This window comes from Martelella sp. HB161492 (assembly GCF_013184775.1).
In the GTDB taxonomy this organism is placed as follows: domain Bacteria; phylum Pseudomonadota; class Alphaproteobacteria; order Rhizobiales; family Rhizobiaceae; genus Martelella.
Genome location: NZ_JAATVV010000001.1, coordinates 57,803 through 71,034 on the forward strand (window position 1 = coordinate 57,803; position 13,232 = coordinate 71,034).

Annotated in this window: 10 protein-coding genes; 4 read left to right on the forward strand and 6 right to left on the reverse strand. The window is 59.0% G+C overall.

Annotated elements, in window-relative coordinates:
• Positions 1–9: 9 nt before the first annotated feature.
• The 3 genes from HCK86_RS00255 to HCK86_RS00265 form a co-directional block, all read right to left on the reverse strand.
• Complete coding sequence (locus HCK86_RS00255; RefSeq protein ID WP_176082481.1) at positions 10–1,158, reverse strand: carbohydrate ABC transporter permease; 1,149 nt, start codon at positions 1,156–1,158, stop codon at positions 10–12.
• A 1-nt stretch (position 1,159) separates the two neighbouring features.
• Positions 1,160–2,170: a sugar ABC transporter permease gene (locus HCK86_RS00260; RefSeq protein WP_176082482.1), complete on the reverse strand. Its 1,011-nt coding sequence runs from the start codon at positions 2,168–2,170 to the stop codon at positions 1,160–1,162.
• A gap of 138 nt (positions 2,171–2,308) precedes the next feature.
• Entirely contained in the window at positions 2,309–3,670 is a 1,362-nt protein-coding gene (locus tag HCK86_RS00265; RefSeq protein ID WP_176082483.1) for an ABC transporter substrate-binding protein, read from the reverse strand.
• Between the two features lie 292 nt (positions 3,671–3,962).
• Between HCK86_RS00265 and HCK86_RS00270 the strand changes: the two genes are divergently transcribed.
• On the forward strand, positions 3,963–4,985 hold the full coding sequence (locus tag HCK86_RS00270) for a substrate-binding domain-containing protein (RefSeq protein WP_176082484.1): 1,023 nt from the start codon (positions 3,963–3,965) through the stop codon (positions 4,983–4,985).
• 144 nt (positions 4,986–5,129) lie between these two features.
• Here HCK86_RS00270 and HCK86_RS00275 read toward each other — a convergent pair whose 3' ends face one another.
• Positions 5,130–5,384: a metalloregulator ArsR/SmtB family transcription factor gene (locus tag HCK86_RS00275; RefSeq protein ID WP_141148674.1), complete on the reverse strand. Its 255-nt coding sequence runs from the start codon at positions 5,382–5,384 to the stop codon at positions 5,130–5,132.
• A 60-nt stretch (positions 5,385–5,444) separates the two neighbouring features.
• Positions 5,445–7,037 carry a DUF882 domain-containing protein gene (locus HCK86_RS00280; RefSeq protein WP_246739399.1) on the reverse strand — a complete coding sequence of 531 codons (1,593 nt, stop codon included), beginning with the start codon at positions 7,035–7,037 and terminating at the stop codon, positions 5,445–5,447.
• Between the two features lie 338 nt (positions 7,038–7,375).
• Here HCK86_RS00280 and HCK86_RS00285 point away from each other — a divergent pair, with 338 nt between their 5' ends.
• Both HCK86_RS00285 and HCK86_RS00290 read left to right on the forward strand, forming a co-directional pair.
• On the forward strand, positions 7,376–9,220 hold the full coding sequence (locus tag HCK86_RS00285) for a M3 family oligoendopeptidase (RefSeq protein WP_176082929.1): 1,845 nt from the start codon (positions 7,376–7,378) through the stop codon (positions 9,218–9,220).
• 148 nt (positions 9,221–9,368) lie between these two features.
• Complete coding sequence (locus HCK86_RS00290; RefSeq protein ID WP_176082485.1) at positions 9,369–10,277, forward strand: DUF3445 domain-containing protein; 909 nt, start codon at positions 9,369–9,371, stop codon at positions 10,275–10,277.
• A gap of 74 nt (positions 10,278–10,351) precedes the next feature.
• Here the strand turns inward: HCK86_RS00290 and HCK86_RS00295 are convergent, their stop codons facing one another.
• Positions 10,352–11,332 carry a hypothetical protein gene (locus tag HCK86_RS00295; protein ID WP_176082486.1) on the reverse strand — a complete coding sequence of 327 codons (981 nt, stop codon included), beginning with the start codon at positions 11,330–11,332 and terminating at the stop codon, positions 10,352–10,354.
• Positions 11,333–11,641: 309 nt separating this feature from the next.
• On the opposite strand from HCK86_RS00295, the gene HCK86_RS00300 reads away from it, so the two are divergent.
• Positions 11,642–13,087: a homospermidine synthase gene (locus tag HCK86_RS00300; protein ID WP_176082487.1), complete on the forward strand. Its 1,446-nt coding sequence runs from the start codon at positions 11,642–11,644 to the stop codon at positions 13,085–13,087.
• Positions 13,088–13,232: the final 145 nt, after the last annotated feature.

Below are 13,232 nucleotides of genomic sequence, written 5' to 3' on the forward strand. Positions count from 1 at the left end.
CAGGGGCGTTCAGCCGCCCTTGACCGAGCCGGACAGGAGACCGCGGACCAGGAAGCGGTTCAGCGCGAAGAAGACACAGAGCGGCACGATCATCGAGACGAAGGCCGAGGCCGTCAGGATTTCCCAGTTACCGCCACGCGAACCGAGCAACTCGCGCAGGCGGGCCGTCAGCACCAGGGTCTTTTCGGAGTTATCCAGGAAGACGGTTGCAACCAGAAGGTCGTTCCACGTCCACAGGAACTGGAAAATCGCGAAAGAGGCGAGCGCCGGATAGGACAGCGGCAGGATGATCTTGTTGAAAATGGTGAAATCATTCGCACCATCGACACGGGCCGATTCCATGATCTCGCGCGGCAGGCCGGCGATATAGTTGCGCAGCAGATAGATCGCCAGCGGCAGACCGAAACCCATATGCGCCAGCCATATGCCGACATAGGTCTTTGAGGGCACGCCAAAGAAATTGCCAATGCCATTATACATCCGCAGCAGCGGAATCAGCGACATCTGCAGCGGAACAACCAGAAGGCCGACGACAATGGCCAGCAACAGGTTGCGCATCGGGAATTTCATCCATGCCAGCGCATAGGCAGCATAGGCGGCGACCAGAATCGGGATCACCGTCGATGGCAACGCCACCGTGAGCGAGTTCAGGAAGGACTGGCCGATGCCCTCAGAGCCAAGAACATTGCGGTAATTGTCCAGCGTGAAAACCGGCGGCGTCGTTGCGGTGATGAAGATGCGCTGGCCGCGCGAGCCTTCAAACGCTGTCGGCGAGGCGATGGTGAAATCGCCATTCTTTGCCACCGTGAGCGTCTGTCCGTCCTTCAGATCGGCCGTGTCGCCAACCTTATATTCATCCGGCTTCAGCGACGACGTGCCGAAATGCGACACATGGCCCTTTCCGCCTTCCAGCGCATTGCCGGTGATGGTGAAGGTGCCATCCGCCTGCTCAATCTGGGCATCGGCGGCCGGCGCACGGTAGACGAGGTTCTGCGTTGAGGACGCAAGCGCCGTCCACCAGCCGGACGCAACGATCTGGTCCTTGTCACGCAGCGACGTCACGAGCAGACCGAATGTCGGTACTGTCCACAAGATCACCAGCAGAAGCACGGTGATATGCGAAAACCAGACCAGGGGCGATTTTTTATGGGCATACATGTCAGCGCCCCTCCATCTGTTTGTTCGCATTGCGGATGTTCCAGACCATGATCGGAACGACGAGGACCATGATGACGACGGCAATTGCCGCGCCACGGCCAAAGTCACCGCCGCCGCGGAACATCCAGTCGAACATGAGATTGGCAAGCACCTGGGTATTCCACTGGCCGTTGGTCATGGTGAGGACGATATCGAAGACCTTCAGCACGGTGATGGTGATCGTGGTCCAGACAACGGCAATCGTCGGATAGATCTGCGGGATCATGATCTTGAAGAAGATCTGAAAGCCGTTGGCACCATCGATGACAGCAGCTTCGATCGTCTCTTCAGGAATACCGCGCAGCGCTGCTGACAAAAGCACCATGGCGAAGCCGGTCTGGATCCACAGCAGGATGATCATCAGGAAGAAGTTGTTCCAGAACGGTGTCGCGATCCAGACCTGCGGATCACCGCCAAGCCCGACAACAATCGCGTTCAACAGGCCGATCTGATCGCTGCCGGCACCGCGATAGTCATAGACGAATTTCCAGATCACTGCCGCGCCGACAAAGGAAATCGCCATCGGCATGAAGATCATCATCTTGGCGATATTGCCCCACCAGATACGGTCGGTAAGCCAGGCGATGACGAGCCCGAAAAAGGTCGACATGGCCGGCACGAAGACCAGCCACATCAGGTTGTTGAGTACGGATTCACGGAATTCGGTATCACCGAACATCCATTTGTAATTGGCGAGGCCGACCCAGTTGTTGCCCGAAGCATCGCTCAGCGAATATCCGACCGAGGCGACGACGGGATAGACGAGATAGACACCGAGCGAGAGAAGCGCCGGGCCGAGAAACAGCCAGGGGCGGATATAGCCGGATACACGCAAGTTGCGTGCGCCGGTGGCCGGATCGAGCGTGTTCGACGGAAAGATCAGGTCCAGAACCTTGTTGGTGACATAAAAATAGAGCACCGCCGCAAGGACGCCCACCACCATCGTCGTTAAGGCAAAGAGAACTTGTTGCACGAGTCTTCAACTCCCTAGGTTCGCCTGCTTTCTTCGAGCGGGAAACGATACCCATTTGAAAACCTCGCCAGGCCTGAAGCCAACCGGGCCAGTCGAAACCGGCCCGGGGAATTTCAGCGTCCTGACAGAACTAGCAGTTTACTGCTTGATGGCGTCCCAGGACTTCTGGATCTGGTCAGCAACATCTTCGGCACTCTGGCCGCCGACATAGTCTACCATACCTGTCCAGAAAGCGCCCGCACCGATCTTGCCCGGCATCATGTCGGAACCATCGAAGCGGAAGGTCGTGGCCTGGGTCAGGATCTCGCCTTCGCCGCGCAGCGTGTCATTGGCATAGGCATCAGGATTGACACCCTTGAACGGCGTCAGGAAGCCCGACTGTGCCATCCAGATCTCGTGGGCGATCGGCGTTTCCAGGAACTGGATGAAAGCTTCGGCAGCCGGGCTGTCCTTGGTGATGCCGAACAGCGTGCCAGCACCTTCCACAGGCGAACCAAGATCCTTGCTTTCATAAGGCGGGAAGTAGAAGAAATCGGCATCCGTGCCAAGTTCAACATCATCCGGGAAGAAGGACGGGATGAAGGATGCCATGTGGTGCATGTAGCACTTCGGCGGCGAGGTGAAGAGACCCTTCGGGCTGTCGCGGAAGTCGGTTGCGGCAACGGCAGCTGTGCCACCGTCTACGAACTTGTCATTCTTGGCAAACCAGCCGAAATCCTTGATCGTGTCAACGACACGCGGATCATTGAAGGGGATTTCGTTGGTGACCCACTGGTCGTAGACTTCCGGCGGCTGATTGCGCAGCATCAGGTCTTCAACCCAGTCGGTTGCCGGCCAGCCGGTCGCAGCGCCCGAACCAAGCCCGATGCACCACGGCGTACCGCCGTCGTCAACGATCTGCTGGGTCAGAGCCTTCAGCTCTTCCATCGTCTTCGGTACTTCATAGCCGGCATCGGCAAAGTTGTCGGGAACATACCAGACCAGCGACTTCAGGTCGGCCTTGTAGGGGAAGACATAGAGATTCTTCTTCCCGTCAGGGCCGGGATAGGTCGAAAGGCTGACCCAGCTTTCGCCGGCGGCATAATTGTCCTCGAGGAACTTCGCCGTATCGGCCGGAAGCGGTGTCAAGAGGCCCTTGGCCGCCAGATCGGCAGCAAGGCCAGGCTGCGGAAACACGGCGATATTGGCCGGGCTGCCCGCCTGGGTGTCGATCACGATCTGCTGCTCAAAGGAATCGGAACCGGCGTAGTTGACGGTAACGCCCGTTGCTTCCTCGAAATAGGCCAGAACGCTCGTGAACAGGTCCTTGTCAGGACCGAGCCAGGGGCCGAAGATCGAAAGGGTCTGGCCCTTCAGATCCTGATGGGCCTCGGAAAACTGCGTGAAGCTGTCCCAGTTGAAACGGGAATCCTCACCAGGTGCAAATTTGAGATCGGCGGAATGCGCGGCACCAACAAAGAGTGCCAGCGTGGCAGCGCCGGTCAGAAGGACTTTTTTCATGTGATTTACCTCCCATCACATTCAGGCCCAAGAGGCCAAATCTTGTCAATAAACGCTTTCTCCAAAGCGCTTTGACAATAGCTGAGAATTCTCGTCTGCGGCCTCCGAGTCAACCCCTTTCCCGTAAAATGACCACTTTTTTGCCAAATACAGTTTCAAATTGCGGAAATTTTCGTTTCTTTATGATATTTTCCCTTTTCCCCAGCCCCATTCGCTTGTTAAAAAACTCAAAACGCTTTGAAGGATGCGGGAAGAATGGAGCACCTTTGAAGGCGTCACGGAGGATGTGGGAGTGAACCTTAAGCAACTGTCGTCGCTGCTCGGACTTTCGCCGACAACAGTGTCACGCGCGCTGAACGGATATCCAGAGGTCAATACGGCAACACGCGAGCGCGTGCTGAAGGCTGCGCGCGAAACCGGCTACCGCCCGAACCGCACGGCGCAGCGCCTTGCCACCGGCAAGGCAGGATCGATCGGCCTGCTGATGCCCGTCGGCGCGGATGTCATGTCAGACCTGCATTTCGGTGAATTTCTGAGTGGCGTCGGCGAGACGGCGCGCCAGGAGGATTTTCACCTTGTCATCATGCCGTCCGATCCCGCGGACGAAGTCAGCGCGCTGCGCAGTCTTGCCACCAGCGGCAATGTTGACGGCCTGTGCCTCGCCTATATCCGCGAAAATGACTCACGCGTCGATATGATGCATTCCTTCGGCCTGCCCTTCATCGTGCATGGCCGGTTCTTCGATACCAACCTGCCCTACCCCTCGCTCGACGTCGACAATGAAAGTGCCTTCTACGATGCGACACGCCTGCTGCTGCAGCTTGGCCACAGGCGCATCGGACTGATCAATGGCGATGAGCAGTTTGGCTTTGCCATCCGCCGCCGCGACGGCATGATCCGCGCCCTAGCTGAAATGGGACTGAGCCTGAAGCGTGAACTGCACATGCCGGTGAAGATGACGGAAGCGGCCGGCCAGCAGGCGGCCATGACGTTCCTCTCGCTTCCGGACGCCCCCACGGCCATGCTGTGCTCCAGCATGGTGCAGGCGCTCGGCGCGGTTCGCGCCGTTTCCCAGGCCGGCCTTGCGCTCGGCCGAGACGTCTCGCTGATATCCTACGACGACGTCCTGCCGCTGCTGCGTCCGGAAAATTTCATCGTTCCGCTGACGACCACGCGCTCATCGCTCAAGGCCGCCGGCAAGCGCATTGCCGAAAGGCTGATCCTGCGGATCAATTGCATTGAAAAGGACAATTCTCAGGAGCTTTGGCGCCCTGAACTGATTGTGCGGGCCTCCACCGGCCCGGCACCGCGCTAGAGCGCCGTGCGTCCTTTTGGACGCACCAGGACACTCTATCTTATTGAATCGACGCATCGTTCTTTTCGAAAATCAATTCCGATTTTCGAAAAGAACGATGCGCTAGTCCACCCACGGGCCGGCACGGGCCCGGGGGCAGCCCGATCAGAACTGGTGTATCCACACACTCAGCTTGGCAAAGCCTTCGGGATTTATCGAATAGAACCGCTTCGTGCCGACCGGCGTTACGCTGACAAGATTGCTGTCGAGCAGGGCCTTGAGATGCTGTGAGACAGCAGGCCTGCTGATCGGCAACCCATCAGAGAGCTCCGTGACGGTTTTCGGTTCGCGCCGCAACGCCATCAGCAGATGGCGGCGGTTTGGATCGGAAATAGCAACAAATGGATCGAATCGGGTCATGGGGCGCAATTTACGTAAAAAAGATACAACCCACAACTAAAATTTGATCGGGATGCAACCTTAGAAACGACCGCTGTCGAAGTTCGTCACCGAAGGTGAGCGGTGGGGCACATGGCCAGATTCGAGCACCACAGCGGCCTGGGCGCGCGCCGGTCCAAACAGCTGTCTCTTCGCCGGTGCAACAGGTTTTTCGACGGTGACGACGGCATAGTCCACGTCGCTGACGCGTCCGCCGCGGTCGACACTTACTTTTCCCCTCTGCAGCGCAGCAAGCGCGACATCGGGCTGGAAAACGCTGCGGAAGTCATCAGGCTCGGCATTTGCAACGGCAATCGTGTCGACTGATTCCAGCTGTTTCGCCAGGGCCGTGCGGACGGCGACCCGCGGATCGCGAACCGGCATTGGTACGTTTTCAGCTTCAGCGAAAACGGCTGTCGCAGTCGGGTTGATCGCCGTGCCTGCCGCGTCACCTGCACGCGGGCTTGGCAGCGGCACCGCATCACCGCCGCTGATGATTGCAGCATCGGCTGCGGCCTCCCCCTCATCCAGCGACGCGACCTCAACCGTTGCCGCCGCATCAATCGGCGTTCCGGAATCGGCCTCAAGCCCGGCGGGACGTCCCGCTGGCAGCGGCACAGCGGCAAGCGCGGCAACAGCCGGCGCAGTCTCGGAGGGCGACGGATCGACAAGCGCCAGTGCCGAACCGGTTGCGGCCTCGACCGATCCCGGCCGCGCCTGAGGCACCGGCACATCAATGCCATCAAAGGAAACGGATGCTGTCAGCACCTCGACCGGATCCGGTGCCGGTGCGGCCGGTGCAGGCTGCGCTGCGACTGCCGCAGCCGGCTGAGGCCGGCTCTGCGGTGCTGCAGGCTCATTCTTGCTGCCCCGGCTGAACAGCCGGGCAATCAGGCTCGGGGATTCATCTTCGTCACCATCATCGGCGCTTGCAACAAGAACGGCGCCGGGCGTGCTGACAGAGCCCTTGGCCTTATATTCGGCCAGCGCTTCGGCATAACCTGGCAGCGGCTTGCCGTCGGCCGGCAGGTGCAGCGTGTGACCGTTGGGAAAGAGCTGAACCAGTTCCGACCGGCTCATCCGCGGCCAGGCCCGGACGCTTGCCACATCAAGATGGACGAAAGGCGAGCCCGAGGTCGGATAATAGCCGACGCCACCATCCTGCATCTTCATCGCCGTCGCACGCAAGGTTTTCAGCGGAATGCCGGGAATGAAGAAATCCATCGCCTTGCCCTGCATATGCTGGCTGTTTTTGGCGACGCCCACCGTGGTCTTGCGCAGCATCGAATTGGTGGCGGGAGAACGGTAGGCGGAAACGACGTTGATATAATCCTTGGCGCCGACCTTCTGATAAACTTCCCAGACCAGGTCAAACAGGCGCGGGTCCATTTTTGTCGGCTCGTTATGGCGCCAGTCACGCAGGAACCAGTTGAGCTGCTCGAGACCTTTCTTGTCATAGCGCCCATTGCGCTTGAAGGTGATCTCAGCCTTCTCGCCGGTGTGAATATAATAGAGTTTGAGCGTGCGCGTCTCCGCCCGCGCGCCGGCCGTTCCGAAACTGCACAGGCAGGCGAGCGCGATCATAACGATCGCGAGAAGCCTTGCGTGCGTTGCAAAGAAATTACGGATGAGCAAAACCCAAACTCCCTCTCGGGCGCACCAGACCATCTTCGGCTCCCCACACCGGTACAGTCAGTCTGCAGCCACGAATACGCAATACATACTCATTGATTGCCGTTCCAATGAGGCGCAAACGCGGCAACACAGCCCCCCATCACTTGTCCCAAGTCGTTATGGTCAACATTGGTTTAACGGCATCGGAGGATTTCTACAATCTTATCCTTTAGCAACCGTTAAACACGATGACACACGTCAATGCTTCGAAACATCTCTTGCGAGGGAAACGCCGAGACCATAAATCTGCCTGACGAACGCAATAACACGTCCGAAACAGATGAAAGGCAGATCCGATGATGCACCCACATCCCCCCTTCGCCGCGACTGAAACCTCTGCCGGGGCAGAAACGGAAGAGGCTCTGGGTCAGCTTCCCGTCTGGGATCTCAGCCACCTCTATCCTGCACCAGATTCCGCCGAATTCAAGCAGGCCTTCGACAATGTCGCCACTCAGGCGCGAGATTTTTCCGCCCGGTTTCGCGGAAAGCTCGCAGATGCCGCAGCGGCAACGGGTCCGGACGGGCTTGGCGCGGCCGTTGCCGCCTATGAAGCAATCGGCGACACGCTCGGACGGATCGGCTCCTTTGCCGGACTGGCCTATTACGCCAATGCGGCCGATCCGGCATTGCGCAAGTTTTTCGGCGACACCTCCGCCCGCATCACCGAAATCTACAGCGACCTGCTGTTCTTCGAACTGGAACTGAACCGGCTGGATGAAGAGGTCGTCGAAAACGCCCTGACAACCGATCCCGCCTTCGGCCATTACCGCCCCTGGGTGAGCGATCTGCGTCTGGAGAAGCCGCATCAGCTGGATGACAAGACCGAACAGCTGTTCATGGAGAAATCCATGACCGGCGCCCAGGCCTTCAACCGGCTTTTCGACCAGACCATGGACAGCCTGCGCTTTGACGTCGACGGCACCGAAATGCCGCTGGAAAAGACGCTGAACCTTCTGACCGATACCAAGGAGCCGGTGCGCCACAAGGCCGCCGACGCGGTCTCGAAGACATTGCGGGCCAACCTGCCCACCTTCGCGCTGATCACCAACACGCTGGCCAAGGACACCGAGATCAACAGCCGCTGGCATGGCTTCGAGGATATCGCCGACAGCCGCCATCTGTCCAACCGCGTCGAACGCCAGGTTGTCGATGCGCTGGCGACCGCCGTGCAGGAAGCCTATCCGCGCCTGTCGCACCGCTATTATGCCATGAAGGCAAAATGGCTCGGCATGGAGCAGATGAATTTCTGGGACCGCAATGCGCCGCTGCCGGAAAGCAATGAGCGGCTGATTGGCTGGGATGAAGCCCGCGACACCGTGCTTTCTGCCTACGGCGCCTTCTCGCCCGACATGGCCGCGATTGCGAAACGTTTCTTCGACGAGCAGTGGATCGACGCGCCCGTGCGCCCCGGCAAGCGTACCGGTGCCTTTGCGCACCCGACCGTCCCTTCGGCGCATCCCTATGTGATGCTGAACTACCTCGGCAAACCGCGCGACGTCATGACGCTCGCTCACGAACTCGGCCATGGCGTCCATCAGGTTCTCGCCGCAGAACAGGGTGCGCTGATGTGCTCCACGCCGCTGACACTGGCTGAAACCGCTTCGGTGTTCGGCGAGATGCTGACCTTCCGGGCACTGCTGAACCAGACGACGGACAAGGCCACCCGCAAGGCGATGCTGGCGCAGAAGGTGGAGGACATGATCAACACCGTTGTCCGCCAGATCGCCTTCTACCTGTTTGAGCGCAAGGTCCACACCGCCCGCCGCGAGGGCGAACTGACCGAAGACCAGATCTGCGACATGTGGATGTCGGTTCAGGGCGACAGCCTCGGTCCGGCGATCAGGCTCAGCGCCGGTTATGAGACCTACTGGGCCTACATCCCGCACTTCATCCACTCGCCGTTCTATGTCTATGCCTATGCCTTTGGTGATTGCCTGGTGAACTCGCTCTACGCGGTCTATCAGAACGCCGAAACCGGCTTCCAGGATAAATATTTCGATCTGCTGCGTGCCGGCGGTACCAAGCACCATACGGAGCTTCTGAAGCCCTTCGGCCTTGATGCCTCCGATCCCGCATTCTGGGGCAAGGGCCTGTCGATGATCGAAGGCCTGATCGACGAGATCGAAGCGCTCGACCGCGCCTGACCGCAAGAACCTCATCGCCGGCGGCTGGACCTTCAAAATCCGGCCGCTGGCCCCCTCCGCCATATTGCACGGCGGCACAAACCTGCGCAAAACTCCCTTTACATGACTGGCGGCCGAACACAGGCTGCAAAGAAGGGAAGTTTTGAAAATGCCCGTCGCCGAAGCAAACCTGCCGCGCCACATGCCCTATGGTGGCGCGCAAAAACCCTTCTCCATCGGCCTTTCGGCTCTGGCAGCAGATCAGTGGATCGAGCCGGATGACGCGCTCAAGCGCTATCTCGACGAGAAGCGGCAGCTTCTGCAAAGCGATTTTTCCGGCGTTTTCCGTGCCACAGAGGACAGCCTTGCCGCGCAGGCCGAGGCCCTTGCCATGCTGGCGGATCATCTTGCCACCGACCATCCCGCGATCTATCGGCGCGATGGCGCCCGCATGACCATGGCAGGTCAGACCGTCGATCTTTCCGATGCGGCCCTGCCCCCGCTCCTGCGTGCCGGATTGATGATCCAGGACGATCTGGCCATCCTCATCCGCAACAAGGAGAGCTGGCGCCTTGCAGCCGGGTTCGTTGCCTTTCCCTCGTCATGGTCGCTGGCGGAAAAGGCCGGACGGCCAATGGAAGAGGTTCATGCCAATGTACCTGGCTTTCAGAGTGGCACCCGCAATGCGACGCTGGTCAACCGCATTTTCGACAACCTCCAGCCTGACCTGCCGGCGAGCCGCCTCAACTGGTCGTTCAAGGGCTCAGACAGCCTTGCCATGCCGGTTTCCAAACACCTGCGGGATGATCCCTTCAAGCCGGTCTCACCGATCGAAAGCAATTTCCTGCGGGTCGAGCGTCAGACATTGCGCCGCCTGCCGGAGACGGGCGCGGTTCTCTTCACCATCCGCATCTACGCCGATCCGCTGACGGCCATTGCCCGGCACCCCGACAAAAGCCGGATTGCCGCGTCGATGATCGTCAAGCTTGAAAATCTCAAGCCCGAAGAGCGCAGCTACAAGGACATGTCCGACAGCAATATCGCAGCGCTGATCGCCTATCTTCAGGGCTTGCTCTAGCGCATCGGCTCGAGAATCTGAATCGATTTTCGAAAAGAACGATGCGTAAATTCAATAAGATAGAGCGCCGCACCTTATGGGTTCTGATCGCCCTGATTGCCCGCCGGCCGCTTTGACACCGTCATATCTGCCACGCCGACAATCCGGCGCAGGAGATCGAACCAGAACGGAGCGCCAAGCGAGATGGCGACCGCCGTGATCAGGAGACCGAATATTTTGCGCAGCCAGGTGAGCGGCGACTTCCAGCCTTCCATTGCCAGGAGTGGATCACCCTTCCAGCCGAGAGACACCGGTGAGACAGCGGTGAGCAACGTCGCCGCCTGCTCCTTCAGGCATTGCAACTGATCCGGTTTGGCCACGTCCGCCGGCTGTGCGGCCGAAGGCGTACAGTGATCGACGATCATATCGCCATTTCCCGCAAGGTTCAGAGCGGCGGCCACCATGGCATCACGCGCACCGGAATCGATCGACAGATGGTCCACCATGTTCAGCGTATCGGCATTGAGCACTGTGGCAAGTCCCAGCCCCAGCAGAAAGCAGATGAGACGCTGCCGTCGGCGATAGATGTCGGACAGACGCTGCATCGTCGCATCATACCAATGACCGAGATCGGCCTCGAATGCCTTCAGCGACCCCTCTCCCGTGGCAATGAGGCTGCGCAGGGCACTGCCGAGATGCGTGTCCGCTGAGACTTTGCCAACCGCCTGGCGAAGCTGATCGACCTCAGAGCCGCTGACCTGCGCCTCGTCCTTCACAGTCTCCAGAAGCGAAGACAGCAGCGCCCGCGCGAACAGGGTGGTATCGATAAAGGCAGGATAACCGGCGGCACGGCCAGCCCCGTTTTGATTTGCCGGCAGACAACCTGGCACAAGGCCACAGCGCATGGTCTTTTCGCGTATGGCAACATCATCGACCATGGCATGGATCGCGTCTTTCAGCATTTCTTCCCTGTCCCGCAGCATCGAAGACAGAACAGAACTGGATGACGTTACAACAAGGCTCAGGACAAGAAACACAGCAATCAGTGAAATGGCGATACCAATGTAAATCCCCACAAATCACCCCCGATTTACAACATTAATTTATATTGTACTATAATTTTCGATTTTTGTTCAACAATGACGGAAGAATGAATCAGGCGTAAACGGAATTTTACCCGAAACATCGCTTGAAACAACTCCACGCGAGCCGGATTGTCACAGTCGGCAAAAGCACGCCCCGCTTTGTCAAATATGCTTTACTATCGCTCTCTATTGTGGTTCGGCTAAACCGGAACAGACGGCAGGCTGCTTAGCCTTGTCATTGATTTCGCAGCATGTTCATATTCACCGGTGCAGTACCGGGAAGAGCAGAAGGACAGGGAAATGCAAACAGACTACCCGATCTACGCCGAAATCACCGGCCCCATCGTGATGATCGGTCTCGGTTCCATCGGCCGCGGCACGCTGCCGTTGATCGAACGCCATTTCCGCTTCGACAAATCCCGTATGGTGATCATCGACCCGAATGAGGATGCCGCAAGCCTGGCAACGGCGCACGGCGTGCGCTTCATTCACGCAGGCGTCACCAAGGACAATTACGAGGAACTTCTGGAGCCCCTCCTGACCGAGGGCGGCGGCCAGGCCTTCTGCGTCAATCTGTCGGTCGACACCTCCTCGCTCGACATCATGAAGCTCTGCCGCTCTGTCGGCGCGCTCTATATCGACACGGTCGTGGAGCCCTGGCTTGGCTTCTATTTCGATACCGAGGCCGGCAATGCCGCCCGCACCAATTACGCATTGCGCGAAACAGTGCGCAAGGAAAAGCGCAAGAACCCCAGCGGCACGACGGCCGTTTCCTGCTGCGGCGCCAATCCGGGCATGGTCTCCTGGTTCGTCAAGCAGGCACTGGTGGATCTCGCCCGCGAAACCGGCCGCGATTTCATTGAACCCGCCGCCGATGATCGCCAGGGCTGGGCGGCGCTGATGAAGGACGTTGGCGTCAAGGGCATTCACATCGCCGAGCGCGACACCCAGCAATCGAAATTTTTCCGGCCGACCGGGGTTTTCTGGAACACCTGGTCTGTGGAAGGCTTCATCTCCGAAGGCATGCAGCCGGCCGAGCTTGGCTGGGGCACCCATGAGGAATGGATGCCGAAGAATGGCAAGACCCACAAGAAGGGCTGCAAGGCTGCCATCTATCTGGAGCAGCCCGGCGCCAATACCCGGGTGAGAAGCTGGTGCCCGACGCCGGGTGCACAATATGGCTTTCTCGTCACCCACAATGAATCGATCTCGATTGCCGATTATTTCACCGTCCGCAATGACAAGGACAAGGTGGTCTATCGCCCGACCTGCCATTATGCCTATCACCCGGCCGATGTCGCGGTGCTCTCGCTCGACGAGATGTTCGGCAATGGCGGCAATCCGCAGCCTGAGCTGAAGGTTCTGGAAGAGCCTGACCTGCTGACCGGCATCGATGAGCTCGGTGTGCTGCTCTATGGCCATGAAAAGAATGCCTACTGGTACGGCTCGCGGCTCTCGATCGAAGAAACCCGCAATCTCGTTCCCTACCAGAATGCCACGGCGCTGCAGGTCACCTCAGCTGTGCTCGCCGGCATGGTCTGGGCACTGGAAAATCCCGAGGCCGGCATCGTAGAAGCCGATGAGATGGATTACCGCCGCTGCCTTGAGGTGCAGATGCCCTATCTCGGCCCGGTCGAAGGTCACTATACCGACTGGACCCCGCTCACCGATCGACAGACCCTTTTCGCCGAGAAGCGCGATGAAAAGGACCCGTGGCAGTTCAGGAACATTCTGGTTCAGTTCTGAGCACAAATCGAGCGCGTGGCTGACCCCAGTCGAAAAAAATCCCCCGCTTCAGGCGGGGGACTTGTGACGGCGGGATGAAGTTCCGCTGAAGAGAGAGCGTCAAAAGCTTTTCCCTTCGTCCGCGACAGGACTGGCTGCTGCCTTT

Coding starts and splice junctions, on each gene's coding strand:
- HCK86_RS00255 (WP_176082481.1), bottom strand. CDS start 1,158: ATGTATGCCCATAAAAAATCGCCCCTGGTCTGGTTTTCGCATATCACC.
- HCK86_RS00290 (WP_176082485.1), top strand. CDS start 9,369: ATGCCCGTCGCCGAAGCAAACCTGCCGCGCCACATGCCCTATGGTGGC.
- HCK86_RS00265 (WP_176082483.1), bottom strand. CDS start 3,670: ATGAAAAAAGTCCTTCTGACCGGCGCTGCCACGCTGGCACTCTTTGTT.
- HCK86_RS00285 (WP_176082929.1), top strand. CDS start 7,376: ATGCACCCACATCCCCCCTTCGCCGCGACTGAAACCTCTGCCGGGGCA.
- HCK86_RS00275 (WP_141148674.1), bottom strand. CDS start 5,384: ATGACCCGATTCGATCCATTTGTTGCTATTTCCGATCCAAACCGCCGC.
- HCK86_RS00300 (WP_176082487.1), top strand. CDS start 11,642: ATGCAAACAGACTACCCGATCTACGCCGAAATCACCGGCCCCATCGTG.